The organism is Tunturiibacter psychrotolerans, assembly GCF_051013365.1.
In the GTDB taxonomy this organism is placed as follows: domain Bacteria; phylum Acidobacteriota; class Terriglobia; order Terriglobales; family Acidobacteriaceae; genus Edaphobacter; species Edaphobacter psychrotolerans_A.
The window spans coordinates 2,289,397-2,315,481 of record NZ_CP132941.1; the positions used below are offsets into that span (position 1 = coordinate 2,289,397).

Sequence of the window (26,085 nt, forward strand, 5' to 3'; positions counted from 1 at the left end):
ACTGCTGCTGGTGATGCCGCGCTCAAGACATCTCAAGTGTTTTTCTCGAGACCTTGTGGCTGCGAAGTGCAACTTTGAGCCGAGGAGTTTCGGTTCTACTGGACGTAGGATCGACAGGCCGCACTCTTTTCGCCGCTTCAATCCATGCAGACAGACCAAACTCGAAACTGCTGACCGGTTTTTCTTTGTTGAATGCCTGTGCAGATTGCAGTGCAGCGATCCCGTGCAGGAACGCCCATAATGCCACGGCAGCCTCCTGCGATTTGGCCTCCCCCGTCATTCGCCGGACTTGGTCGACAAAAAACAGCCAGAGTCGTTCTGGCGCAATCGCGTCCTCTCCCGACGCAGGCCGGGGAACGACAAGTGCCTCGTAGAGCAAATGCTGCTCCTTGGCGAAATGCAAATAAGCTTCCGCGAGAGAACGTATTGATGCTTCGGATGTCTTTCGTGCGCACGCTTCCAGAAGCAGGATATGCAGCCTGGCCGCGACCTCAGCCGCAACCGCTGCTTCCAATTGCTCTCTGTCAACGAAATAGCTGTACATTGCATTGGGGGCAAGCCCGAGGGCTCTCGCAACAGACCGAATCGACATTCCACGCAGACCGTTCTGCGCAAGCAGATCCAGCGCCGCCGCAACAATAGTTTTCTTATTCGTACTCAAAGGGCGCGCCATTTATGTACACTGTACAGAAACGCAGGCTAGCTTGCAATACTTGTCGCGAACGCATTCGAGGTTTGAGTGAAGAGGTAGGGATCATGTCTGGATGGCAAAAAGTATTTGTAGGGCGAGACGGGCTGCGAGCCGGTTGGGGCGTTGGCTTGTTCCTGGCTCTGTATTTATCGCTCGACATGCTAGTCAATCATCTTCTAGATCGCATCCCTGCTCTACGCGTGAGTTCGCCCGTGCCGGTTGGAGTAGGTTTGGTACGGGAAGCATCGGAACTCGCCGTAATTCTTAGTTCCACCTGGGTAATCGCAACAATCATGAAGAGATGGTTCGCCTCCTATGGATATGCGCCCAGCAAAGCATTGATGCGACTGGGGACCGGAGCTGTGTGTGGGCTGGCCTCGCTAACCGTGCTGATTGGCTGCATGTGGTCCACAGGCCATCTGGTTTTCGATGGGGTCGAGCTGCACGGAAGGGATGTTGTTATCTATGGTCTGGCATGGGCAGCGGTCTTCCTGATGATTGGAGTTCTAGAAGAATCGCTATTCCGTGGCTTTCTGCAACATACTCTGGCTCGCGGCGTCGGCTTCTGGTGGGCGGCGCTGATGGTCTCCGGCGCGTTTATGCTTTGGCATGTGCATAATGCGGACGAATCTGCGGTCGGCCTACTTTCCACGGGCGGCGCAAGTCTCGCGTTCAGCCTGAGTCTTTGGTATACGAAATCACTCTGGTGGGCGATCGGATTCCACGCCAGTTGGGACTGGGGACAATCCTTCTTGTATGGAACACCAGACAGTGCGATACGGGTCCGCGACTTCCTGCTGCGTGAGCACCCGCAAGGTAATCCACTCTGGAGCGGAGGCGTTGTGGGACCGGAAGGAAGCCTGTTCCTGTTCCCTCTACTTTGTATTGTGTGCCTCGTCATGTGGGCCTGGTGGGGGCGAGCGAGACCGCAGCCTGGGAGTGCAGCTTAGCGTCAGCCTTGTGCCCTGTAGTTTGGAACAAAATGTCCGTCCAATTCTGGCAACCTTCCCACTCTTTCCCTATTCGGAGACATAAAATGAAACTCATAGCCCTTACCGCACTACTGCTAATGTCCGTTCCATTGGTTGCGCAAAGCAAACCGAAGGTTAGGACCGTTACTGGATTCGTCAGAATTGACCCGGGTACATACCAAAAGCAAATTGCTGATGCTCTCGTTGTCTTGCGCACGGCAAAGCGCGAATTCATAGCCGAGGGCTACCAAGTGGAAACGCTTCGCTTGACCACCCAACCGCTGGGCGAGCTGGTTGCCGGCATGTCCAATGAGCAGGCACTCGCGTATCTGGCCTTGCTCGACCATCTTTCCGTCAAAGAGGATTTTCTCCTGAATGTCGGACCCGCCATGATGCATGACACCGACGATCCTGCGACCATGCATTTGCTGGAACTTGCCCTCTCTACCTTGCCGAACATCGAGGCCAGCGCCATCATTGCCGACGAAGCGGGCATTCATTGGAAGACGATTCATCGCACCTCGGAACTGGTGAAATACGTCGCGGAGCATAGCCCAAGAAGCCAGGGAACGTTTAATTTCACAGCTACCGCTATGCTCAAGCCGTTGTCACCTTTCTTCCCTGGCTCATACCACACCGGTGCGGGGCGACAATTCGCCATCGGGTTTGAAGGCGCAAATGTAGTTGCCGAAGTCTTCACAAAGGACAAGGGAAACGCCGCCGCAGCAACGGCCGACCTTACGGCTGCGCTCACCACACACGCGAAAGTAGCAGACACCATCGGTAACAAGGTCGCTCAGGAAACTGGGTGGACTTACGGAGGACTCGACCCCACCCCAGCGCCGCTGGGAGATGTTTCTATCGCAGCCGCCATTGAAGACTTCACCGGTGCGAAGTTCGGTTCCAGCGGAACGCTTACCGCGGCCCGCATCATCACAGCTGCGGTCAAGGCGGTACCGGTAAAACAGATTGGCTATTCAGGTCTGATGGTGCCCGTATTAGAAGACAAAGTAATGGCAAAGCGGTGGGCAGAATCGGCCTTCAACATTGACTCGCTGCTTGCGTACTCCTCAGTATGCGGTACCGGCCTCGATACGATTCCACTTCCCGGCGATGTAACGATTGAGCAAATGGACAGAATGTACGCCGATGTCGCGTCGCTCGCCACGAAATGGAACAAGCCATTATCGGCACGGCTGCAGCCGATCCCAAATAAGAAGCCAGGCGACCAGACTGACTTTAAGTCTCCGTACCTCTTCAATACGATGATTCACCCATTGCCATAACACCACTAGCGAGACAACGCTCCGGATTGCTCACCACGACACGTCCTCACTGGGGGCACAGAAATGGCGGCCGCCTTGTGAGCGCGGCATCTGCCTATTTGGAGAGGCGGAATCGATATCAATGGCGTAACCGCGAGCCGCCCAGGGAGCAGACCTGAACCTGAGTTAGAGCATGCCGTTGCTGTTTTTGCATTCCCCCTGAGGAGGAAGTTCTTCGGGAAACCCCCAGCGCTCAGCGATCTTCCCGTCTTCAACTCGGTAGAGATCGATGTAGACGCAAGGTTTACTCTCGTGCGATCCCTTGGCAGCTATGAAAACGAAGTCTCCCTCTCCCAGCACAAACTTGATCTCATCGATGCTTCTGTTTCGCACGAGTCGCTCCAGGTCACGTTTGAAATTTTCGACTCCGTCACGCACGCCCGGCTCGTGGCGGATGCAGTGATCTCCGGAGAAGTATTGTGGGATCTTGCTGTGATCTCCTGAGACGTGAATGGTCTCGTAGTATTCCCGGACGATGGACTTGTTCTTCTCTGTGTCCTCTGAGAGCTTTGCCTCGGTTGGACCGTCGGTTTGAGTGTGTCCGCTCTGATTAGGAGGAGCGTCCATGGTGGAGAAAGCCCAGTGCTCGACGACCAGGCCCTCGTCAAACTTGAAGATGTCGAAGAAGACGTTTCGTCCGGATCGCTTCCCCTTAGCCTGGGTAACGACGTAAGGGCCATCCTGGAATGCCCGTATCACGGTCAGTTGCAGTTGGTCTCGCGGCGACTGATTGATGAATTGCGTCAGCCCTTTCACGCCGTCGGTCGCGTACGGATTGTGTTGCACAAATCGCTTGTGGTCGATGTGCTGCGTCGCAAGGTACACATCTCCGGCGCTGATGCCGTGAAATATCGTCAAAACTTTCTCGCTGTCAGTTTTCGCCATTGTCATATCTCCTTTGACCGCGTGGGCCGCCCGAGTCTCAGCCGCGCGCGCAAGGCTTTCAACCCATTCCTGGTGATAGCGGTAGAGCGCACCGGGATTCTTCCGCCCAAGCTCCTCGAGAAAGAAGGGGCCTTGCTGGGTCTCCTCGGATAGCACATTACAGCCCGAATCCGTCGGAGTGATGACCCAGCCGTGATAGGCGCTCGAAGCGGTCTCATCGCCGTCGACCAGTGTCGACCAAGCAAGCCTGCGGCCGAGCACGAATTCGGTCACGATGAGATGCATGGGAAAGCCAACCGTCACCCGGCTGTATTTGGTTCCGAGCTCAAGTTCCGGCTCACCGGTCAGGATCTTGACCTGATCTTCGGCAGGAAAGTAGCTCGACCAATTCTCGGCGTCGACGAGTAGCTTCCACACCACTTGAGGCGGCGCGTTCACGTCAATGTCGTTGAGCGCGTAGATCGCCGAGGTCTTCGGGTCAAATGGGAGAGGCCAGATCACATGGTCATACATTTCTTGTTCCCCCTTCCGTTGTCTATAAATGATTCCGTCGACCGTTCATTTTGCCGCCCTGGCAAATCGGTCGTTCAGAAACTCACTGATGAGTTGAAGGGTCTCGGTCGAAGCTGCCAGACGTCCCACGCCTCCCAGATAACCGTGGACCATCCCTTCCCATACATCCAGTCGAGCATCCACTCCGGCCGCAACCGCACGCTCGACGAAGCGGGTGGAATCATCGAGCAACACCTCGTCGTTGCCGACATGCACACGGGTCGGAGCCAGGTTCTTCAGATCGGCGTAAAGCGGCGAGGCCTTTGGATCTGCCGGATCATCACCATCCAGATAGGAAGCCACCAACTCGGCGGCTTGAGGCTGGGTGAAGTACGGATCGGCAAGAGCGCGTGTCGACCAACTCTCTCCGGAGAGAGTTAGATCGGTCACCGGCGAGAGCGCAACTCCACCGACCAGCGCTTCACCGCCAAAAGCACTATTCGCCGCAAGATGAACGAGCAATCCAAGCGCCAGGGTGCCGCCGGCAGAGTCGCCCGTGATGGCGATCTTCGAGAAGCCTTGTTCAACCAGACCGAAGTAGCAGGCGCGCACGTCTTCGGCAGCAGCAGGAAATGGATGTTCCGGAGCTAACCGGTAGTCAGGCACGAATGCCGCTACCCCCACACCAGCAGCGATATGGCCTGCCAAATGGCGAAATGCATGTGCAGAGCCCCAGTTGAACCACCCGCCATGGATGTGCATGACGGCCTGACCAGGCCGCGCTGTTTCGGGTCGGCACCACAATCCCGAAACACCTCCAACGCGCCCAGCTTCATAGACAACGCCCGCTGGCGCAGCGACGTGCTCCATGATGGCATCGAACGGAACTCGAGCTGCAACTCCTTGAAGCTTGCCTTTATTAGGTTCGACGATGGCGCGCATGGGGGTCATCGCAGCTTGGTCTTCCGCGCTGAATGGATGGTGTAGCAACCACGAAGCCGTACTATGAACTTCCTGAAGTGTTTGCATGATCCTCCTTGGTTTTGACGCTCGGTGTAGTGGCCCTGGGAATGTCTAACGTGAATGTGGATCTTAGCCTTGTCCCAGGAGCGAGAGGAAGTTAGGTTGTCCGTTGGACGCGCTGAGGCCGCCGTCGACCGGCAGAACCACTCCATTGACAAAGATTGCGTCTTCACTCGCGAGAAACGCAATTACGCCTGCTATTTCATCCGGTGTAGCGGCTCTACCGATAGGTAAGCGATCAACAAAGGCTGCCATGACTGCTGCGCTTTTCTCAAGGTCTGCGGTCGCCTCACTGGAGGTCAGACTCGGCGCCACTGCGTTGACTCGCACGCCACGGGAGCCATACTCCAGCGCCAGGGCGCGCGTGAAGTTTGTGATGGCACCCTTCGCCGCGTTATAGGCACTCAGTCCCCAATCTCCGCCTAAACCCGATACGGAGGAGAGATTGACGATTGAACCCTTGGTCTTCAAGAGGTGAGGCAATGCTTCACGAGTCGCAAAATACACTGCATCCAGGTCGGTGCCCATTAGCTTTCGCCATTGCTCTGTAGTGGTCTGCGCAAAGGGCCCGAAGGTAGCTGTCCCCGCGTTGTTGACCAAGACGTCCAGCTTGCCAAACTTAGCGATCGTATCTTCCACGAGTCGCTTCACGTAATTTTCATCCGAGACATCTCCAGGATGGATAAGTGACTGTGCTGCATCGAAGCCCGCGATGGTTTGGTGCAACTTCTCTTCACGTCGTCCGTTGAGGACGACAGATGCGCCTTCCAGGAGAAAGCGGCGTGCCGTGCCTGCTCCAATGCCAGAGCCGGCTCCCGTCACAATGACAACTTTGTCTTTGAATCTATTCATGATTTCCCCGATACGTTATGGGTGATGCCGCGCCAAAGCGCGATGAGGCCGACGCGATTGTGAACGCCGTCATCGGACGGCCTTTCATGACTTCACTTTTCCCTGATGGCATACATCCGATTGGTGCTTCTGCGTGTTCCGTTGAATTGCGCACTTCATATCAGCCGCAAGTATTCGCAATACGTCGTCTACAGAACAGATGCGGTATTCGCAATCCAGGGGGATCTAGGCGCGCAAAGTAGCTTATGCGGCGGCCTAATGAATAAATCAAATGACGGCGTGCTCTCTTTGATACAGACTCTGGTGACGCACTTCTATATACTTTGGGCGTTTTTAGACGTCTCTGGATTTCCCATCCAATCTTTCGACACCTGGAAGTGAGCAAGCACTGCGCAAAGCTCGAGAGCGCTCTCCGCCAGCTCCAGAATCCGCTCATATAGGGGAGGATGACGACAAGACGACTGCCCAGTATTCATAGGCCTTTGCGGGTTAAAGAACCTGCTCAAGCATCAGCTAGGCTACATTGAATCAATGGCACATACCCACGCAGCAGCTAAGGAATCTGCGCAATCTCGTACAGGCTGGAGCTGGCCTGTCTTCGGCGTCGTGCTGATTCTGCAGCTCTGGGTGGCCCACGCCTTCGCCTTCTTCTCACATGAGTATGCTCATCCGTTTACTGCTTGGCTAATGGGTTGGAAGTCGAATCCGCTAGCACTCTATTACGCTCACCCGACGCTTGTTGTCTTCTTAGCGCAGCTAGGGATCAATCAGGATGTGAACGAGGCACCTATTTTCGCCAATGGTCACGGACGCGATGCAGCGATTATCGCAGCGGCAGGCATGGTCATTGGCAATGGCCTCATCAGCTTTTCGCTCAGCCGTTTTGGCTATGCGGTGGCCGAGCGCCGGAACCACAAGGGTTGGGCCATGTTCTTCTACTGGACCACGGTCGCAAGCCTGGCAAATTTCATCGACTATGTGCCGGTCCGTACATTCACAAGCGACGGAGACATGGGATCCATTGAGCGCGGGTTTGGTTGGTCCCCCTGGATCGTATTGTTGGTGCTTGGCCTTCCGGCGGCGATTCTGCTGATTTACTTTCTGTTGCGTATCGAGCCGGCTACCATGTCGCGGCTTTTTCAGATGACGGGCCCAAACAGACTCTGATGGTGCTAGTTACCGCCGGAGTGCTCTTTGGCTTCTACGGAGCGGCTGGATTGCTTGAGGGCGGCCCAATCTCGCACCAGATTTCACGAGTTTCCGTATACTTCATACTTCCGCTTTTCGCTGCAACGTCGTGGTTTCTCGTACGTCGGCGCTCTGCGATATAGATTAGCTGTTTAGTTCTCACAAACGCGCGTCTCGTCAGCGAATGTTCCTGGCGAGAATCCGACTTTCTATGAGCAGGTCACTGGTGTCAAGGTTCGTTCTTTGCTCTTTCCTTCATAGGTCTTTTGCTTTTGTTATTGTTCTTGGTTTCGTTGCTCTCCACCGTGTTTCTATTCGCACTCTGGATGAGCTGTCTTGATGCAAGCTCGGTGCAGGTTGGGGTTCGAGAGGAGAGTCGATGCTGCCATTTATCGGTCGGCCTCGAAGGCCGAAGTCGGCTCGCAGTCATCGGAACACGGTGTCGTCGCAACGGGTAAACATGTTGATCTCTCAGGCTGCTTGTTCGTAGAACGGCATGTACGGCTCTTGGGTGCTCCAGAGGTGATGAAGCAACACGGCCAACTTGCGCGACGGCAACGATGGCCTTGCTCTTGGCCTGCTTGCCACCTCGAGCAGCTAAGTGCAGACCCCACTGTCGAAGCGCAGAATCTCGTCCGTGCGGTCGGAGGATGTGGTTGGAGCACTCGATCAGCAGACTTCGGAGGTATGCGTTACAGGCATGGGTGATGCCAAGTTGAGGATCATGGTCTCCGGACTGACTTCGACGAGGTCGTAGGCCAAGATAGCAACCGACATCGCGACTTCGCCCAAACCGTTCCTTGCTGCCGAGCGTCAGCACGAAGGTCAGGGCGGTGAGGTGGCCGACGCCGTGAACCTTCAGCAGAGCTTGCGTCTCCGGATACTCGGTCTGGCCGAGTTGCTGGATCTGCCGATCGTACTGCTTGATCTTCAGCGTCATGTCCGCGATCTGCTGGAGCACCGGGCCGAGCGCCTGTGCCAGTCCAGGCGGCATAACGGCGAGGCTGCGCTGAGCAAAGCAGGTTGTGGCGGAGGCCGGCATACGATAGCCGCAGGACTTAGTCAGACCACGAACGGCGTTCACCGCAGCAGTACGCAGTCGCACCAGCAGAGCTCGCGTACGAACCAGAGTGAGAGCCTCTTGCTGCTGGACGGTGCGGTGGGCGATAGGCCGGAGGATGTTCGGATCAAGCCGAGCATAACGCGCCAGCTTCTCAGCATCGACCTGATCGCTCTTCCGGTCGCTGTGCGAGATCGCCCGCAACTCGCGGACGTTCGCCACGATGACTTCGTGTCCTAGTTCCTGCAGCTGTGCGCTGATCCAGATCGAGTGTGTCCCAGCCTCCATCGCGACCCGCGCTGGAGCCACGTCGGTGAACCACTTCTCGATCGCCTTCGGAGTGGTCCTGAAGCGGCCACGGTCGACCACTCCTCCGTCCTGGTTGAGGGTGCAGTAATGGCTCCAGACATCGCCAAGATCAATGCCGATCGTCATCTCAACCTTGGCTTGCCTGCGTGGAACTTCAGCGATGAGGTGCTGCCCTGGCTTCTTCATGGGAATAGTCTCTCTCCGTTTCGAAAGACCTGCTCATCCCATTTATGAACCAGCGATGTCGAATGTAGCTGCATAACGATGATCCTACTTGTCAGAAGCTGCTTCTACGATCTCCCTGCTCACGCAGAGGAATCAAGCGGCGGACCATCTCATTAGTCGGCTGGGCTCCGCCGATCTGCCTTCCCGTGGTCTTCGATTGATGACTTCAGGCCAATGCACATTTCCAGGTTCCAGCACACTGGATGAGTGCGTTGGCGATTTATCATTAACTGACACGAGGGGCGGCGTTGAGCGCGGTTGCGCATTTGGAGTTTCCTAAAACGAGGTTTTTTGAAGGCAGCGGCTATGAGCTGCATCAAACCGATCACATTTACGCCATATGGGACAACTTGTCGCCCTCGGACAGGGTGAGCAATCGAAGACTAATTAGTACTCGATATCCGTGAAGAAACTATGAATGCTCGTCTAAAGATTCGGAAGCGAACGTATTGCATCGGTCTCTAAGTCCCGCAAGTCGGTTGTACCAAGCGTCCGAAGAGTGTCCATAAACGTCTGATCTACAGGGGAGAACGGATATTGCAAGCAACGGGCTCATCGCGTTCATGCAGGGAGTAACCGGAGCCGGTTTGGTCACCAGACTGCGGCGGCCACAGAGTTCATTGACTCTCGGACAGTGGAGGAGCATCTCGAGAGCGGGGAATTTGAAGAAACTTAGGTCAAGTTCCGCCCCCTTGTACTTACCCAAGATAGCCGTCATTCGAGTCCCGACTCTAGATTGGCTAAAAGAAGATAAGGCAATGCAGGCAGACCGGGAGCGGCTGACGAAGGCTGCTGCTCACCTGCGAAGTACGATCTTGATGGCGCTCCATACGGCTGTGCCTGAGCAGTGCCGTGAGGCTTCCTAGTGTGGCTACGACATCTAATAACGCCCAAAGGGACGAAGTCGAAAGCATAAGATCGCTGTAGAGGATTCCGCGCTCGCGGCTGCTTACGACAGACAAGCCAAGAAGAGATAGCTGAAGGGGTATATCAAATCCTTGACGATGATGCTTATCTAGGCGAAATAATCCGCGACAGCTTTTTCACAGCATTAGTCTTCTGGTTGAAAAACCGAACCCGTCATTACTCTTCTCCGAGAGCGAGGGCCAACACTGAGTTCTTGACCACCAGATTGTCCACAGACGGGCGAGCCTACGCATCAACGCCCCTGCAGTATGGAGGTTTCCTAACTTTCTACCTTCTGCATCGAGAGCGGTTCCTTAGCGCTCCGAGCGAAACCATGCAGCTCAATTACTGCAATGTATACAGTACTTTAGTGAGTGCTACGTAAAACCCATCCGGCACCGCGCGCCTCTTGCACCACAAAGGGGTTCGCGAAACCTCGTCTAGGGTGGGTCTAGTTGGACTGCAATAGTGAGATCGGCCTTTCGCATTCGTGCGCGTTTTGGTTCAGTCCGCTCCGATCATTCGTCTCAGTCAGGTATCACAGTTTCTAACGTACCAAAGTAAGCGTGTGGTTCTCGCCGTATAGACCCGGCGTACTCGCAAACCCCGCGCAATCGACCAAGAATTTCTGTTGCTGTTCTGTGATTCTCTGGGTAGCGCTTCGCTTCTTTCGCTAGCTGCTGCATGTGGCAAAGAGACCGCCACGTCGGCTATTTAATTCGATGGACTCATTGTTCCGCAACACTCAGACGAGATTTCTTGAGAGCTCATTTATCTGATCTGCACCAGATCAGGAATAAATAGAGCCTCGGATTGTTTATCTCTTGGAGGATTCTCTGTGTCTTTAACGCGTACTCAATTGCAGCACCAACGATATAGCTCTCTTGTACGACCTGGCATCATTTTGCTCGCCGCCGCTTACACGGTCGGCGCCCTCGCCCAGAGCGGCAACCCCGCTCCTATCCAGCCCCTCCCCACCCACGATCCCCGCCTCGTGGATTTCTGGGCCAACGCCACCAACACTCAGGCCATTTACTTTTCCGCCACCCATACACAGGCCCCCAGTGGCGTCGCCCTCTCCCCCGATGGAGCCACCGTAGCCTGGACCATCGGAGATGGCAAAGGTTTCGCCCTCCACCTCACCCCGCTCGCCCATCCCAATACCGCGGCCGACAAGATCGTCTCTCCCATTAATGCGGGCCCCTGCTTCAATACAAGCCCCGTCTGGTCTCCAGACTCCAAGACGATCGCTTACACCAGCACCTGCACCACCGAAAACACCGCAAAATCAGGCGACGCCCAGTCTCAGATCTTCCTCTACTCCGTAGCCACCTGCCAGTCCCGCCAGCTCACGCACATCACCGGCATCTTCCAGGCACCAGTCTGGGCTCCGGACGGCAAGTCCCTCGCCTTCCTCTTCGTCGAGAACGCCACCCGCGAATCCAGTCCGCTCGCCCCCATAACCCCCTGGTCCGGTGTCATCGGCGAGGACGGCATCGAAGTCCAGCGCGTCTACTCCGTCGACGCCATCACCGGCCAGGGCGCATGGCTCACCCCCACCACCCTGCACGCCTACGAGTTCGACTTCGCCCCCGACTCCAAACACATCGCCTTCACCGCCGCTATTCCCCCCGGCGATAACAACTGGTGGATCGCCAAGCTCTTCACCATCGCCATCACCGCGAACGCCGCCCCTCAGGTCGCCTTCGACCCCAACACCACCACCACCGCCATGCACGGACTGCAGATGGCCCTTCCCCGCTTCTCGCCCGACGGCAAGCGCATCGCCTTCATCGGCGGCCTCATGTCCGACGAGGGTTCTAACGGTGGCGACGTCTGGGTCGTGACTCCGAAGAACGACGACAACACCGCCCAGAACATCACCCCCGACATCGACGGCTCTCCCTCCTTCGAAATCTGGCTCACCAAGGAAACCCTCGGCCTCGTCGAAAACCGTCGCGGCCATACCCTCCTCGCCACCTACGACGCCGACAAGCAAGCCATGGTGCCCGGCCGTGTCCTCGACTTCGGTGAGGTCATTCTTGGCGGCTTCGGCCTCGGAGGCGATGCACCCCTCTCCGTCTCGCGCAACGGCGTCCTGGCCTTCGTCAAGAGCGGCCACGAGACCCCCGCCGAGCTTTGGGCTGGCCCCGGCGCCGCCCTGCGCCAGATCACCAACCTCAACAACCCCAACGCCCCCCACGCCCACATCGAGTCCGTCGAGTGGACCAACGAGGGCTTCCACGTCCAGGGATGGCTCACCTATCCCTCAAACTACGACCCTACCAGGAAGTACCCTGTCCTGGTCCAAGTCCATGGCGGTCCCTCTGCCGCTGTTCCCACCGGCTGGGGCCGCAGCCTCTGGGCTGAGCTTGGCTTCTTCGAGTTCGAGCCCAACCCCCGTGGCAGCTTCGGTCAAGGCGAAAAATTCACCGCCGCTAACCGCAAGGACTTCGGCTACGGCGACCTTCGCGACATCCTCAGCGGCCTCGACGCCGTAGAGAAACAGGTGCCCGCCATCGACAGCAACCGCGAAGCCATCACCGGCTGGAGCTACGGCGGCTTCATGACCATGTTCGCCGTCACCCAGACCAACCGCTTCAAGGCCGCCATTGCCGGTGCCGGCAACCCCAACTGGCAGAGCTACTACGGCGAAAACTCCATCGACCAGTGGATGATCCCCTTCTTCGGCAAGACCGTATATGACGATCCCGCGGTCTACGCCAAGAGCTCCGCCATCAACTTCATCCACAACGTCAAAACCCCTACCCTGGTCCTCGTCGGTGATCGTGACGGCGAGGTCCCCGCGCCCCAGAGCTTCGAGTTCTGGCACGCCCTCCGCGCCTTGGGCGTGAAAACCCAACTCGTCGTCTACCCCAACGAAGGCCACCTCTTCGAGAACCCGGACCATATCCGCGACCGCAGCGAACGCGTCCTGCAGTGGCTCAACACCTACATGCCCGCCCAATAACCGCGCGCCATCTTCACACCCCAAGAGGGGCAACGGAGGCCACTCCGTTGCCCCCTTCTCCTGCCCATCGTTCGCGCCGCTCCATCGCGAAGGAGGAAGGGAAGAGATATCGCGGCCCACAGGAGGGATTGATCAAGAACTTCGAAGGCGGTCCGTAAGTCACGAGGCAGTTTGTCCCTATCGGGATTTTGGGCTCTGATTAGATAAGGCCGGAGGCTCCGCTGGATCCCGTAGACTTTGGTTAGTTTGGAGATCAGGGGTTGAGTAGGAGCAAGGAGCCGAAGATGATCATAATCGGTTGTGATTTTCATCCAAGTTTTCAGCAGATAGCCCTTCTCGATAAGTACTCTAGTGACCAATCGCCTCGAGGATATCCTCAGTGAGCTGTTCTCTAAGTTTTCCACAACGCTATACACATGAGCTCATGTTGTTCTGTAAATCGGCTTCCGTGGATAATCTGAGGCACAGATGCCTCTAGATACGTATGCTGCGTAAATAATTACGCAGCATACGTATGGCGCCAATCGCTTCGATGGGATAACCCGGTGGATGCTCTACCCATCGACGATGCACCCGATCCACATTGTCCATCGATATGACCGCTGCATCGTTTCTGCTATCGCATCCGATTAATTTTTAGGTATTCATGTTGGATGTCGAGCTTCTGCATCGAGTGAGAGCGGTTCCCTTCATGCCATGTTGCTCTTATTCCGGATCTCCTCCGGCACTTTCCAGCTGGAAATCCTCCCAACGAACGGCGGAGAGTTCATGCTCCCCCACACAAGGTTCTGGCGGCCAATTGAACTTTGGCGGCTATTCGATTTGGGGAGGGGCCGCCCTCATGCGCGGGTGATCTCAGAAGGACGGCTTTCGATGGCTCGTTCGAAGGCGCGCTCGATCGCTTCGGCAGCGACGTCGAGCCCGCGGCGCTTCGCAATCACGTTTTTGAAGTACTGCGCTTTCTTGCGATACGCGGGATAGAGCAGGACTTTCTGAATCAACTCATGGAGACCGTCTATGGTGAGGTCGTCGACTTCAAGAAACTCGCCGACTCCGTGGTAGGCGATGCGGATAGCTACCCCGAACTGGTCATAGCCGATGGGGATGGCCATCATGGGAACACCTTGTGCGAGCGATTCAAGGACAGTGTTGAGTCCGGCGTGCGTAATGCAGAGCACGCAACGCTTGAGGAGTTCAAGCTGAGGCGCTTTGTCGACGACTATCACGTTGGATGGGATCGGGCCAAGCTCGTTGAGCTCGATATTGTTTCCTTTGACGAGGACAACCTGGATCTCAGGCACCCGTCCAACCGCGGCCAAGATGGTTTTGTAGATGCTCGCCATGCCGTTCACCAGGGTTCCAAGCGACGCATAGACTAGAGGCCTGCCATTCAGCTTTTCCCAGGGAAAGGGGATAGGCTCGCGGCCCGCATCATCGAAGAAAGGCCCGGCGTAGTGAAACTCAGGGGGCCAGGGAATGCCCGGCAAGTCGAACTCTTTTGGTGTTTGCGACACTATGGCCACAGCCTGCCTGGAGACGGTTGCAGTGGGATCGCTCCAATCAAGCTTGAGGCCGGCCCGCTCAGCGTATTCTTCTGCAAGAGGTTGCACGAGGCCAAAGAATGCGTTGTCATTCTTCTTCAGGTCGTCAGAATTTCGGGTGCGCCCCGCCGAGGTGTCCTCGTATAGCCCCGGCACTACAGAAGGAGGTGTGGCTCCGGAAAAGTCGATATTCAAAATGGCCCATACATGCGCATACGGAATACCCAAACTCATAGGGACGACCTCGAGGTACATGTGGATAGTGTCGAGCACCAGCGCCTCAACCCCCGTTTCGGCGAGTGTGCTCGGCAGATGCTGCGATGCTATCTGGAAGAAAGCTCTGCCCGCCCCTTGAATTGTCCAGCGTGTCGCCGCCGTGCCATGAAGCTTCGCCACTGGAGCGAGAGCGCTGGCGCATGATCCTGCGGGGAACTCCTCTTCACAGTAGGAGACGAAATCAAGTCCGGCAGCGCAGGCGTAGGGGCCCACATCGGGCACCCCGATGAAAACTATTTCGTGTCCTCGGGACTGCAATTTGCGGGCTAAGGCAATCATCGGATTTAGGTGACCGGTGAGCGGCATACTGATAAAGCCAATTTTCACTTCAAGACTCTTTTCATTCTCGTTTGTACCGCATCTGGCAGAAGCGGCTGCGGGCCGAACCCAAGAGATACCAGCGACACGGCACCACGTACTAAGCATTACGAGCGACAAGTCAATGTGCAGTTTGACGCCACATTGCCATCCCTTCCTAATGATGCTCGCCAGCTTAGGAGATTACTGTGCAGGAGTTACTCTCAGTAATGTTTGGCAATTGACCACTCTTACGTGGTCTTGATGTTGCCGTTCAGGCCATTAGGGAAGAATCCTCCCTTGGAAATGCCCGTTTGACCAGCAGCGTTATAGACGATCTGCAGAACCTGTGAAGCACTGCGTGTGAAAGCAAGTCCTGCAGGGACGCTGGCAGTCGCTGTGGAAGTTCCTGCCGTGGCAAAGAAGCCTCCCGCAGACGTCGGCCCTTGGGTTGCTAGAACCTGTGCTCCGGGATCAGAGGTCGGGACATCGAATCCATCTGCCGGAGCAAAGGGAAGTCCCTGTTGAATAGCTAGAAGCCGAAGCGCTCCGGCGTGGAAACCCTCAACCGGAAGGATCTGCGCGACTGTTGCAAGGTTCGCGCCTGTCAACAGAGCGATACCGCCAGCATAAGCGCTGGCGCCTACGTCCACAAACTGACGAGCGATTGTGATGAAATTCCCTCCCGTCGCCTGCCCCGCCGCTGCAAGATTCAACGCGGGCCTTTTGATTTGGCTGCTGCCGAGAACGTTCTGAAGAGCGGCAACATGCGACATCTCGTCAAAGAAAATCTCATTCAGTACATCTGTAATCTGCTGGTTGATAAAAGTCAGCTTAGCGGCCGGGGCACCGGTCACTGGGCCACTTCCTGTGATGAGCGAAGCGGGCAGGTCCGTACCCTGCGTCGCAAAGGAATAAAATGTCGTCTCAAGAAACTCAAGGTTCAAAGCAAAGTTCAGAATATCCGTCTCCGAAGGTCCAGCGGCTAGAACGGTAGATGGAGTCTGGTTGCGTTCGCTGCAACCCGTCAGACCCACTCCAACAGACCCGCCGGCCAAACCCAGCCCAATCATGAACTTTCTGCGGTTCACTGCACGTTGTTCTTTCATCGTCTCAGCCTGCTCAACGGCCATCATCTCTAGTTCCGCAATACGGTTCATTGAATCGTCTCCGGCCTCATACGTAATCGGTACGTATTTAGTAGAGTGGCTGGGGAGTGTTTGAGATTCATTATTTACGACCAGTCGGAAGTATTAAGTTTAGAGACATCAGTGTGACAATTTATATACGTCTGATCGGTTATATTTGCCTTCGGTCATACCCTCCCTTGGGGAACAAGTAATTATGGCGCGCCGAAATGCGGACTACTTTGCTGTCAGATTGCTTCATTGCACAAGGAGTCAATAAATAAGAGGTCTAAGCAAGTCAAATATGAATTCAACGAGAAAGAAGCATCAGCAAACCCCCGAAGATGAGCTCCCCATTGTGCTTTTGCACGGAACCGCCGGAAGATCGGAAGACTGGTCGCAGGTAGTAGCCGAGTTGTCTAAGCACCGCGAGGTGATTCGTCCGAACTACGGAGAACGATTCTGCGGTGATACTCAGGAGGCTGGACCAGCAATGTCAGACTTCGTTGCTGGAGTTATCGCTGAGATCCGAGATGCTGGTGTGCAGCGGTTTAATCTGTTTGGCTCATCCCTTGGCGCCGCGGTAGCCACATGCGTTGCAGCGGAATATCCAGAGATGATTAATTCACTTGTACTTCAGTCAGGATTCAGTCTGGGAAGTGATTCACGGATGAAGCTGCAGTTCGACCTTTGGCTTCACTTGGCATGCACAGATCAAGTGACTCTTACAAAATTGATCCTGGTAAGCGGATTAAGCCGGGAGTTCCTATCAGCGTTCGACGAACTTACTCTCGACGTAATCATCGATGGTTTTGTCGCATCGAGTGACTGGCACCGAATCAAGCAGGCTATTGGTGTCGACCTCAGCGTGGATGTGCGGAAGCAGGCCCAGACGATTAAAAGTCCGACGCTGGTGATCACGGCGAAGCACGACCAGATTGTGCCGCTCGCCTACTCCAAGGATCTGCTATCGCTCATCCCACACGCGCGCGAAATAGAATTCAATTCAGGGCACTTGATCTCCCTGGAGAAACCACACGATTTGGCCTCAGCCATCCTCAGCTTCTACCAAAACCCTCAAGAAAGCTATATTCTATAGACCGCGTGAAGTTCATTCAGGGTTCCTTGAGTGCGGTTGGAAAGCTATCGTATCAAGATAGGAGTTCAGATGTTTTCCTGCTCGTTCCAGGAAACCTGATCTCCTGTCTACTCGATCAAGAGCCAACGCTCCTTCAAGCAGAGAGATCATCAGTGCAGCCACGTCTTCAGGATCAACTTCCCCCCGAATCTCTTTCTTTCCCTGACCGTCTTTCAAGACGCTTTGGAGAAAAAAGCGCCATTCCTTGAGAGCCTCTCGCGCCATCTTCTTGAGCACTGGATTTCCGTCATCATTGTCGGTAATCGTGTTAAGCATTGGGCATCCACCCGCAAACGACGGGCGTGACACCGCATTTGCAACATGTATCTTCAGCTTCTCAATCGCATTCGTGACCGTATCCATATTGGTCATTCGGGCGCTGCACGTTTCACTCCATGCGTAGGCAAAGGCTGCAACAGCAAGCGCCTCTTTGTTGGGAAAGTGGCCATAAAGGCTGCCCTTCTCCAGGCCGACTGCCTCGACAATGTCCTGCATGGAGCAGCCGTCATACCCCTTACGATTGAAGAGGGGGGCCGCTTTGGTGATGATCCTATTCCGTGTTTCCGTTCCTTTGCTCATATAGATCCTGAATTTGCTAGTCCGTATAGTTTGACATGACAAACGGCTTGCTTGAGAGCCCCGATTACGAAGACCTGCGACTGGGAGACGACGTCGTCCCCGGCTGCAAACAATACTGGTGCTACGCGAGCGTCTTCATGTCGATGACATAGCGGTAACGAACATTCTTCGCCACGACTTTGTTGAAAGCCTCGTTCACGTTCTTGATGTCAATGACCTCGACCTCCGGAGCGATGTGATGCTCCGCACAAAAATTGAGGATGTCCTGCGTCTCTTTCATGCCGCCGACAAAGTGGCTGTTGAAATTGACCCGGGAGGCAGCCAGTCCGAAGACGGGGACGGGAAGAGTTCCTGTCGCGGGGATTCCTATCTGCGTGTAGTGTCCGTCCGGCTTCACTGTACCGAGGTAAGCAGTGCTATCGTATGCTGCCGGGATCGTTGACACGACCACATCCAACGAGCCGCGATACTCGACAAGCTCTTTGCGTCGGAGACCACCACTACATCCTTAGCTCCGAAACGGCGGGCGTCATCTACTTTTGACGGAGATGTCGTGAACGCAACCACCTCTGCTCCACGTGCTGCAGCGATCTTGATGGCGAGGTGACCCAGACCACCAATGCCAGCGACACCGACCTTCGTGCCGCGACTCACATTGTCGGCCAACTGTGCAGAATACGTAGTCACGCCAGCGCAGAGTAGAGGAGCGGCCGTCTGCAGATCCATGGAAGCAGGAATCTTCACGACAAAATCCTCTCTGGTCACGATGTAATCCGCGTAGCCTCCCTGTGTAATCCCTCCGAGGTACTTGTCAGGTCCACCACTGGTAAATGTTGTTTGGCCTCGCTCACAATACTGTTCGTGGCCGGTCTTGCAACACTCACAGGTGCCGCAACTGTCGCAGACAAACCCCACTCCGACGTGGTCTCCTGCCTTAAAGCGGGTAACGGCCCTTCCTACCTGGACCACGCGGCCGGCAATCTCATGGCCGGGAACATGCGGCCTTGGCGTGGGACCCCATTCCCACGTACTTGATGAATATCAGAGTGGCAGACATCGCAGTAAAGGATCTCGATCTTAACGTCGGCCTCTCGAAGTGCACGACGCTCAAACTCCCAGGGCGTCAAGATACCATCTGCGGACTTTGCAGCATAACCCCTGGCAAGGCTCTCAAGGTCATGTTGAGCAAAGAGCTCATCTGGATTTGCAACTGCGCCAAGAGCCGCGATTGCCACGCTTGCCTTCAAGAAATCTCGGCGACTTCTGCCGGAACTGGTTTCCATGGATACTCCTCGAGCTTGCTGCCTCTAAATTGGAAACGGGGGAGGTCAACCCTCCCCCATCGGGGTCTACAGGGCAAAGGAGCTACCAGGGCAATTCCTTACCGAGATGGATGAATTTTCCGTTAGGACCGTCCGGACCGATCAATGCAAGATCAACGGTGGTCTTAGCGCCGTCCACGATCTCCAACTGAGCGTGCTGCGTGCCCAATTCGGTCTTCACCCAGCCGGGATGGGCCGAATTGACCTTGATATTTGTCGCCTTCAACTCATCAGCGAGGTGAACCGTCAACTGGTTTAGCGCGGTCTTTGACGCGTTGTACGCGAAGGACTTCATCGGAGCGATTGGACTGCCGGGCATCGCCTGCAGTGTGAGCGAACCCAGAATGCTTGAAAGATTTACGACGCGGCCTGCGGGGCTCTTCTTGAGCAGCGGCAAGAACTCTCGCGTGATGGAGACCACAGAGAAGAGATTCGTATTGAAGACGTTCTGGAGTTCCCCGTCCGTCGTCGAAACGGTGTGGGCGTTAAGAAGGCCACCTTCGCCACCGATACCTGCATTATTAACAAGGATATCGAGTGTGCCGAACTTCTCCGCAACAAACTTGGCCGCCGCTTTGCGGTCCTCGTCCTTGGTCACATCCAAAGTTACTGGATAAGCTTCAATGTTCTCCGCAACAAGCTTGTCCGCGGCTTCCTTCGCTGCCTGCTGTGTTCGTGCACCAACGACAATGGTGATGCCCTTCTGTCCAAGTTGACGAGCCGTCTCGAAACCAATTCCACGGTTCGCGCCGGAGATGAGTGCTACTTTCTTTTCGCTAGGCATGTTGTTTGCCCTCCTGAGTGAATTGGATGGGCTTCTTTGCGATGGCGATTCAATAAAACCGACCAGTCGGTCTATTTAATCCACCCCGTAGATGTTTCGTCGCCTGTTCATATGCAGAGGAAACATCGTTGTATAGAGCCGATAACCCCTGCACTCAAGATCATTTAGTAACTGAGATGGGTTCCCCGCGATCCGCATTGTTGCGATGAACTGTCGTTGGCTCCATTGCTCTCGTTGACCACTAAGTTGTCCACAGCTGGCATTCTGCGCACACAAAATCTCCTGGAATCACCGACGTTCATCGATATTTCTACCTTCTGCATCGATTCCAACTTCGCGGGTCTACATTCCATAGTTTGCTTATCTTCCGCGCACTGGGCCACCACTTATCATGGTTCCACTTTCTTCCGTCTCCACGGCCGGCATGGCGAAGGGACGCGAAAGTGGTCCAGCATCTGCACTCTTCAACATGATGAGAAACATTGGAGGCTCAATAGGCATCGCTGGACTTCGACATCACTTTCTGTAAGAGAACGGTTCCATTCGGCCCGCATCGGACAGTCCGTGACCATTTACACAAGTGCCGAGCAGGAACGCCTGCAGCAGTCGGCAACTTACTTTATGTTTCAAGGTAGCGACGCGTCTTCGGTTCACATGCGCGCGATCAGCGCGGTTGGCGTCAGGCATTCTTGCTCGCATATAGCGATTGTTTCCTGGCACGGGCTGTGTATTGCTCTCGAGCGTATTTGCTTTGTTCTGTATGAAAAGAGCCCATCTCTCGGGTGCGGTTGGTAAACATTGATGTACAACAACTGGCAGTCATAAATGCATTCCTGACACTTCTGGAATCGATCAGAACTCTCTGAGTGCGGATAAGGTCTGATCGTCGATGAGTGACTCGGCGATAATGTACTCACCGAGTTCGGTCTTCTCGTCGGAGGATGAGTGGACGCCGACGCGTTGCTTGTTGCCGATGTGCGGCGGATCCATATATCTAAGCTGTTGCCTGACGGTGAGCCAGTTCAGTGTCTTTACCGCCAAACCTTCAGCAGGCAGCAACGCACGCGGCCACACAGTGTGACGGCCCCAGCCCTGAAAGCCGCAGAGATCGAGCGCGATGTGAAGCGTCAGCGGGTGATCGCTCAGTACCGCGCGCAACTCATCGGCGGGCCGGTGCTCCTTCTCACCTTCAGAAACATGCACGTCCAGTTCGACCCACGAAATCTCCAGCCCGCACACGGCGGAGAGGATGCCGGACGCGAGGTCGTCGAACCGTCGCTGCGACAGCCTGCTGTCCATATCCACACAATAGGCTATCCGTGAACGAACATTCTCTTCGCCACAAGCTTCTAATCGTGCCGCAGCGCCGCCATCGGATTCAGCCTCATGGCCCGCACCGCCGGCAGCAACCCCGCAGCCATTCCAGTCAGCAACAACGCCATCGCAGCACTTATCACCGCCACCGGATCAGCAAACGACGTAGCGAACAACATTTGCGCCACCACCCGCGACGCCGCAAGCGCGCACGGCAGTCCAACGCCAACGCCGATCAGCGTAATCATCACGCTCTCCCGCAGAATAAGCCGCAGAATCCCGCCGCGCTGCGAACCCATTGCCATCCGAACCCCAATCTCCCGTGTCCGCAGATTCACCGCATACGACATCAGTCCAAACAGTCCAAACCCCGCAACCACCAACGCCACCGAGGCGAAGAACGTAGACAGCGTCGCCGTCATCTGCTCATACACCAGCGTGCGTTCGCTGCTCGCCTCCAGAGTCCTGCTGCTCGACGAATACTCCTCCCCAAACGACTGCAGCACCGCATCCACGTCTCGCGTCAACTCCGCACCGTCGCTCCCTCTGACCAGAAGCGTACCCGCGTATCCGTTGTCCTGCTGGGTTGGAGCAAAGATCATCGGCGCATCCGCATCCCGCACATCGGCAATCCTCGCCGTCTGCGATACACCGACAATCTCTAGATCTTGAAAATCAGGTTGTACGCCAAACCGAATCCGCTTACCGATCGCGCTCTCCGATCGAAACAGCTGCTTCGCCAGAAGGCTGTCGATAATCACCACCCGCGGATGATGCGCATCATCAGTCCACGCAAAATCGCGCCCCGAGACAAAAGGAATCGCCAGCGTCTTGAAGAACCCAGGCGACACCTCCACCAGCGTCGCCGCTGCCGCATCCGCTGCGTTCGTGCTCGTCGCCGGTGAAGCAGTCTCCTTCCACCCGCCATCTCCCGCCGGTATCGACACGCTCGAAAACGCCGCCGACCGCGCCGCCTCCATGTTTCCCACCGCCTCCAGCACCTGTCTCCGATAGTTGATCGTATCCGTCGTATCGCCGACCCGCGGCACCGAAGCCAGCTGCACCTCCGTCACTCCAGCCCGCGCAAATCCAGGATCGAAGGTCCTCATCCCCTCCAGCGAACGCAGAAACAGCCCGGCCATCTGCACCAGCACGAGCGAGATTGCAATCTGCGACACAATCAGCGCCTTCCCCAGAACTCCAGTCCCGCGCCCCAGCGTCCTCTGTCCCTGTCGCATCGCACTCGCCGGGTCCTGCCGCGAGAGCTGCCACGCCGGAATCAGTCCAATGAACAGCCCCGCAAACAAAGCCACAACGACGGCAAAGCAGAACACCCGCCAGTCCGGCTTCACGTTCAACAGCACCGGCACACTCTCATTGCGCGTCAGCAGCACCACCAGCAGCCTGCTGCCCAAAACCGACAGCACCAGCGCCAGCACTGCACCCACGCCGGAAAGGAACATCGTCTCCGCCACGAACTGGTGCACCGCCTGCCACGAACTCGCACCCAGCGCTATTCGCGTGCTGATCTCATGTCTGCGATAGCTCGCCCGCGCGAGTGTAAGGCTCGCCAGATTCACGCACACCACCAGCAGAATCAGTGCAACAATGCCAAGCAGCAGAAACAGCGGCTTCGTCACCTTCGTGCGCAGATTGCTGTCCACTCCTCTCGTCGCCTGGTCCACCTGCAGACCCATCGCAAGAAACGACTGCCGCCTCTGCCCTTTGATCTCCGCCGAAACCGTACTTTCCAGCAGATGTGGCCACAACGACTGCAGCTGCGACCGCGCACCCTCAACCGTCTCCCCGTCTTTCAGCCTCCCCGTCACATTCAGCCACAGCAGAGTGCGGTTTCCGCCGTCGAACTGTTGCGATGTACCCGCCGGTATCGTGATCCCCGGGGCCTCTTCTCCAATCTTCATCCCCGTAAACCATCTCTGCGTCACACCGATGATCGTGAACAGCTTTCCGTCAGCCCGAATCGTTCTGCCCACAACCGTGGGATCACCCGTAAACTGCCTCTTCCACATCTCGTAGCTGATCACAGCCACCTGCGACGCCTGGCTTCCCTGCACATCGGCCGGCCCAATCAGCCGCCCCAGCAACGGCTGCGCCTCCAGCACGCCGTAGTACCCACCCGTCACCGACCGCGCCGGAACCAGCGACATCTTTCCGTCGATCTCAAGATTCTCGCTTCCCCCACCGCTCCAGCCGCATATTCCCGAGAACACGCGCTGATCCCGTTCCAGCTCGGCAAACATTGGAGAGGTGATCGGAACACGCGCATGGTTTCGGTAGATCCCGTTCATCGAAACCAGCTGTTCCGGATGCGGCAGCGGTAGCGGCCGCAATACCAGCGCGTTCAGCAGCGAAAACACCGAAGTCGCCGCGCCAATCCCCACCGCAAGGGAGATCGCAAAGATCGAAGCAAACACTGGGCTGCGAACAAACGATCGCAAGCCATACTGAAAACTCTGCCGCAAGGAACTCATTCAAACCTCGGTCGCAATCTCTAGCGAAATTGTAACTTCGAATGCGGCTATCCATCCGATGCGCATCTGGCCGTCGACAAAGTTTGAACCCGTCACTTCTCACAAGCCGACTTTCTATGAGCAGGTCACTGGTGTCAAGGTTTCTATGAGCAGGTCACTGGTGTCAAGGTTCGTTCTTTGCTCTTTCCTTCATAGGTCTTTTGCTTTTGTTATTGTTCTTGGTTTCGTTGCTCTCCACCGTGTTTCTATTCGCACTCTGGATGAGCTGTCTTGATGCAAGCTCGGTGCAGGTTGGGGTTCGAGAGGAGAGTCGATGCTGCCATTTATCGGTCGGCCTCGAAGGCCGAAGTCGGCTCGCAGTCATCGGAACACGGTGTCGTCGCAACGGGTAAACATGTTGATCTCTCAGGCTGCTTGTTCGTAGAACGGCATGTACGGCTCTTGGGTGCTCCAGAGGTGATGAAGCAACACGGCCAACTTGCGCGCGACGGCAACGATGGCCTTGCTCTTGGCCTGCTTGCCACCTCGAGCAGCTAAGTGCAGACCCCACTGTCGAAGCGCAGAATCTCGTCCGTGCGGTCGGAGGATGTGGTTGGAGCACTCGATCAGCAGACTTCGGAGGTATGCGTTACAGGCATGGGTGATGCCAAGTTGAGGATCATGGTCTCCGGACTGACTTCGACGAGGTCGTAGGCCAAGATAGCAACCGACATCGCGACTTCGCCCAAACCGTTCCTTGCTGCCGAGCGTCAGCACGAAGGTCAGGGCGGTGAGGTGGCCGACGCCGTGAACCTTCAGCAGAGCTTGCGTCTCCGGATACTCGGTCTGGCCGAGTTGCTGGATCTGCCGATCGTACTGCTTGATCTTCAGCGTCATGTCCGCGATCTGCTGGAGCACCGGGCCGAGCGCCTGTGCCAGTCCAGGCGGCATAACGGCGAGGCTGCGCTGAGCAAAGCAGGTTGTGGCGGAGGCCGGCATACGATAGCCGCAGGACTTCGTCAGACCACGAACGGCGTTCACCGCAGCGTACGCAGTCGCACCAGCAGAGCTCGCGCACGAACCAGAGTGAGAGCCTCTTGCTGCTGGACGGTGCGGTGGGCGATAGGCCGGAGGATGTTCGGATCAAGCCGAGCATAACGCGCCAGCTTCTCAGCATCGACCTGATCGCTCTTCCGGTCGCTGTGCGAGATCGCCCGCAACTCGCGGACGTTCGCCACGATGACTTCGTGTCCTAGTTCCTGCAGCTGTGCGCTGATCCAGATCGAGTGTGTCCCAGCCTCCATCGCGACCCGCGCTGGAGCCACGTCGGTGAACCACTTCTCGATCGCCTTCGGAGTGGTCCTGAAGCGGCCACGGTCGACCACTCCTCCGTCCTGGTTGAGGGTGCAGTAATGGCTCCAGACATCGCCAAGATCAATGCCGATCGTCATCTCAACCTTGGCTTGCCTGCGTGGAACTTCAGCGATGAGGTGCTGCCCTGGCTTCTTCATGGGAATAGTCTCTCTCCGTTTCGAAAGACCTGCTCATCCCATTTGTAGGTATCTCGCAGGCGAGAATGATGTGAGGGAGCGCAATCTCTTGACCTATAATACGTCCGGACGTATTATAGGTGGATGGGACGTCCCTCATTTCGCAACCAAATCATAGCTTCGGGAATGCAGACCGTACATCATCGCGGTTTTGGCACCGTGGGATTGCGAGAGATCACCGCTGAGGCCGGTGTCGCCCAAGGTTCTTTCACCAATCATTTCGCGTCGAAGGAGGAGTTTGGCGTGGCGGTCCTGAATCACTACTTCGATCAGCTTCGCGGTGTGATGGCGCAGACGCTGGAAGACGAAAGCCGTAAGCCAACGGAGCGTCTCGGTGCGTATTTTGAACGCATTACCGATCTCTTCGCCTCAGGCGGGTGGCGTTACGGCTGTTTGGCGGGGAACATGGCGCTGGAAGCTCCGGAACACAGCGAACTGCTCCGCCAGCGCCTCAGTCAAATCTTCGCTGAATGGTCAGGACGCTTCGCGGAGGTTATCCGGGAGGCTCAGAAGGCTAACGAGGTGCGAACAGATATTGACCCCGAAGAGGCTGGCGCCGCGCTGTTGGAAGCGTGGCAGGGGGCGATGCTCCGCATGAAAATCGAGCGTAGCCCGGCGCCTCTCGACCGCTTCAAGCGACTTATTCTTCCGGCTGTGCTTTCAGTTCGTACGCTGTCCTGAGTGCCGGCTCTTCAGCGCTCATGAGTCGAAGTAATGCGTAAGGGACGTCGGTCCGTGTTTGGAGTCAGCCAGGAAGTCTTCCGCACCACCGCACGATTAACCAACAG

At 56.2% G+C, this 26,085-nt stretch carries 22 protein-coding genes and 1 pseudogene; 6 read left to right on the forward strand and 17 right to left on the reverse strand.

The features are described from left to right. Window positions 1-22: 22 nt before the first annotated feature. Window positions 23-661: a TetR/AcrR family transcriptional regulator gene (locus RBB76_RS09680; RefSeq protein ID WP_429634600.1), complete on the reverse strand. Its 639-nt coding sequence runs from the start codon at window positions 659-661 to the stop codon at window positions 23-25. A 95-nt stretch (window positions 662-756) separates the two neighbouring features. On the opposite strand from RBB76_RS09680, the gene RBB76_RS09685 reads away from it, so the two are divergent. Beyond that, window positions 757-1,641: a CPBP family intramembrane glutamic endopeptidase gene (locus RBB76_RS09685; RefSeq protein ID WP_429634599.1), complete on the forward strand. Its 885-nt coding sequence runs from the start codon at window positions 757-759 to the stop codon at window positions 1,639-1,641. Window positions 1,642-1,760: 119 nt separating this feature from the next. Next, window positions 1,761-2,948, forward strand: a complete 1,188-nt coding sequence (locus RBB76_RS09690; protein ID WP_433963566.1) for a DUF711 family protein — start codon at window positions 1,761-1,763, stop codon at window positions 2,946-2,948. Window positions 2,949-3,113: 165 nt separating this feature from the next. Here the strand turns inward: RBB76_RS09690 and RBB76_RS09695 are convergent, their stop codons facing one another. The 3 genes from RBB76_RS09695 to RBB76_RS09705 form a co-directional block, all read right to left on the reverse strand. Continuing rightward, complete coding sequence (locus RBB76_RS09695) at window positions 3,114-4,385, reverse strand: SRPBCC family protein (protein ID WP_429634597.1); 1,272 nt, start codon at window positions 4,383-4,385, stop codon at window positions 3,114-3,116. Between the two features lie 45 nt (window positions 4,386-4,430). Next, window positions 4,431-5,393 carry an alpha/beta hydrolase gene (locus RBB76_RS09700; RefSeq protein ID WP_429634596.1) on the reverse strand — a complete coding sequence of 321 codons (963 nt, stop codon included), beginning with the start codon at window positions 5,391-5,393 and terminating at the stop codon, window positions 4,431-4,433. Between the two features lie 63 nt (window positions 5,394-5,456). Continuing rightward, window positions 5,457-6,239 carry an SDR family NAD(P)-dependent oxidoreductase gene (locus tag RBB76_RS09705; RefSeq protein WP_429634595.1) on the reverse strand — a complete coding sequence of 261 codons (783 nt, stop codon included), beginning with the start codon at window positions 6,237-6,239 and terminating at the stop codon, window positions 5,457-5,459. 531 nt (window positions 6,240-6,770) lie between these two features. On the opposite strand from RBB76_RS09705, the gene RBB76_RS09710 reads away from it, so the two are divergent. Continuing rightward, window positions 6,771-7,406, forward strand: coding sequence for a hypothetical protein (locus RBB76_RS09710; RefSeq protein WP_429634594.1), 636 nt, complete (start codon window positions 6,771-6,773; stop codon window positions 7,404-7,406). 250 nt (window positions 7,407-7,656) lie between these two features. Here the strand turns inward: RBB76_RS09710 and RBB76_RS09715 are convergent, their stop codons facing one another. Next, entirely contained in the window at window positions 7,657-8,982 is a 1,326-nt protein-coding gene (locus tag RBB76_RS09715; RefSeq protein ID WP_433963545.1) for an IS110 family transposase, read from the reverse strand. A 1,783-nt stretch (window positions 8,983-10,765) separates the two neighbouring features. On the opposite strand from RBB76_RS09715, the gene RBB76_RS09720 reads away from it, so the two are divergent. Next, the gene (locus RBB76_RS09720) at window positions 10,766-12,898 is read left to right on the forward strand and encodes a S9 family peptidase (protein WP_429634889.1); all 2,133 of its coding nucleotides are present in this window, start codon (window positions 10,766-10,768) and stop codon (window positions 12,896-12,898) included. An 839-nt stretch (window positions 12,899-13,737) separates the two neighbouring features. Here the strand turns inward: RBB76_RS09720 and RBB76_RS09725 are convergent. Next, entirely contained in the window at window positions 13,738-15,042 is a 1,305-nt protein-coding gene (locus RBB76_RS09725) for a glycosyltransferase (RefSeq protein WP_429634890.1), read from the reverse strand. 221 nt (window positions 15,043-15,263) lie between these two features. Then, window positions 15,264-16,172: a ferritin-like domain-containing protein gene (locus RBB76_RS09730; RefSeq protein WP_429634891.1), complete on the reverse strand. Its 909-nt coding sequence runs from the start codon at window positions 16,170-16,172 to the stop codon at window positions 15,264-15,266. 271 nt (window positions 16,173-16,443) lie between these two features. Here RBB76_RS09730 and RBB76_RS09735 point away from each other — a divergent pair, with 271 nt between their 5' ends. Next, window positions 16,444-17,238 carry an alpha/beta fold hydrolase gene (locus RBB76_RS09735; protein WP_429634892.1) on the forward strand — a complete coding sequence of 265 codons (795 nt, stop codon included), beginning with the start codon at window positions 16,444-16,446 and terminating at the stop codon, window positions 17,236-17,238. A gap of 12 nt (window positions 17,239-17,250) precedes the next feature. On the opposite strand, the gene RBB76_RS09740 is transcribed toward RBB76_RS09735, so the two are convergent. The 10 genes and pseudogenes from RBB76_RS09740 to RBB76_RS09785 all read right to left on the reverse strand — a co-directional run bounded on the left by RBB76_RS09740 (window position 17,251) and on the right by RBB76_RS09785 (window position 25,258). Continuing rightward, complete coding sequence (locus RBB76_RS09740) at window positions 17,251-17,856, reverse strand: TetR/AcrR family transcriptional regulator (protein ID WP_429634893.1); 606 nt, start codon at window positions 17,854-17,856, stop codon at window positions 17,251-17,253. Window positions 17,857-17,977: 121 nt separating this feature from the next. Further along, on the reverse strand, window positions 17,978-18,301 hold the full coding sequence (locus RBB76_RS09745) for a hypothetical protein (RefSeq protein ID WP_429634894.1): 324 nt from the start codon (window positions 18,299-18,301) through the stop codon (window positions 17,978-17,980). Then, entirely contained in the window at window positions 18,250-18,582 is a 333-nt protein-coding gene (locus tag RBB76_RS09750) for a zinc-binding dehydrogenase (protein ID WP_429634899.1), read from the reverse strand. Before RBB76_RS09750 ends, RBB76_RS09745 begins: the two co-directional genes overlap by 52 nt. Before the next feature lie 18 nt (window positions 18,583-18,600). After that, window positions 18,601-18,855, reverse strand: a pseudogene (locus tag RBB76_RS09755) (alcohol dehydrogenase catalytic domain-containing protein); the annotation flags it as partial. After that, window positions 18,813-19,139, reverse strand: coding sequence for a twin-arginine translocation signal domain-containing protein (locus RBB76_RS09760; protein WP_429634895.1), 327 nt, complete (start codon window positions 19,137-19,139; stop codon window positions 18,813-18,815). The pseudogene RBB76_RS09755 and the gene RBB76_RS09760, both read right to left, overlap by 43 nt. Before the next feature lie 82 nt (window positions 19,140-19,221). After that, window positions 19,222-19,962, reverse strand: a complete 741-nt coding sequence (locus RBB76_RS09765; RefSeq protein WP_429634896.1) for an SDR family oxidoreductase — start codon at window positions 19,960-19,962, stop codon at window positions 19,222-19,224. 852 nt (window positions 19,963-20,814) lie between these two features. Then, a complete protein-coding gene (locus RBB76_RS09770; protein ID WP_429634897.1) occupies window positions 20,815-21,267 on the reverse strand; it encodes a hypothetical protein in 453 nt (150 codons plus the stop codon). 44 nt (window positions 21,268-21,311) lie between these two features. After that, window positions 21,312-23,768, reverse strand: a complete 2,457-nt coding sequence (locus RBB76_RS09775; RefSeq protein ID WP_429634898.1) for an ABC transporter permease — start codon at window positions 23,766-23,768, stop codon at window positions 21,312-21,314. 405 nt (window positions 23,769-24,173) lie between these two features. Further along, window positions 24,174-24,788, reverse strand: a complete 615-nt coding sequence (locus RBB76_RS09780) for a transposase (protein WP_433963543.1) — start codon at window positions 24,786-24,788, stop codon at window positions 24,174-24,176. Continuing rightward, on the reverse strand, window positions 24,785-25,258 hold the full coding sequence (locus RBB76_RS09785; RefSeq protein ID WP_433963490.1) for an IS110 family transposase: 474 nt from the start codon (window positions 25,256-25,258) through the stop codon (window positions 24,785-24,787). The genes RBB76_RS09780 and RBB76_RS09785 overlap by 4 nt, the downstream gene beginning before the upstream one ends. A gap of 123 nt (window positions 25,259-25,381) precedes the next feature. On the opposite strand from RBB76_RS09785, the gene RBB76_RS09790 reads away from it, so the two are divergent. Next, window positions 25,382-25,978, forward strand: a complete 597-nt coding sequence (locus RBB76_RS09790) for a TetR family transcriptional regulator C-terminal domain-containing protein (RefSeq protein WP_429631934.1) — start codon at window positions 25,382-25,384, stop codon at window positions 25,976-25,978. Window positions 25,979-26,085 lie beyond the last annotated feature (107 nt).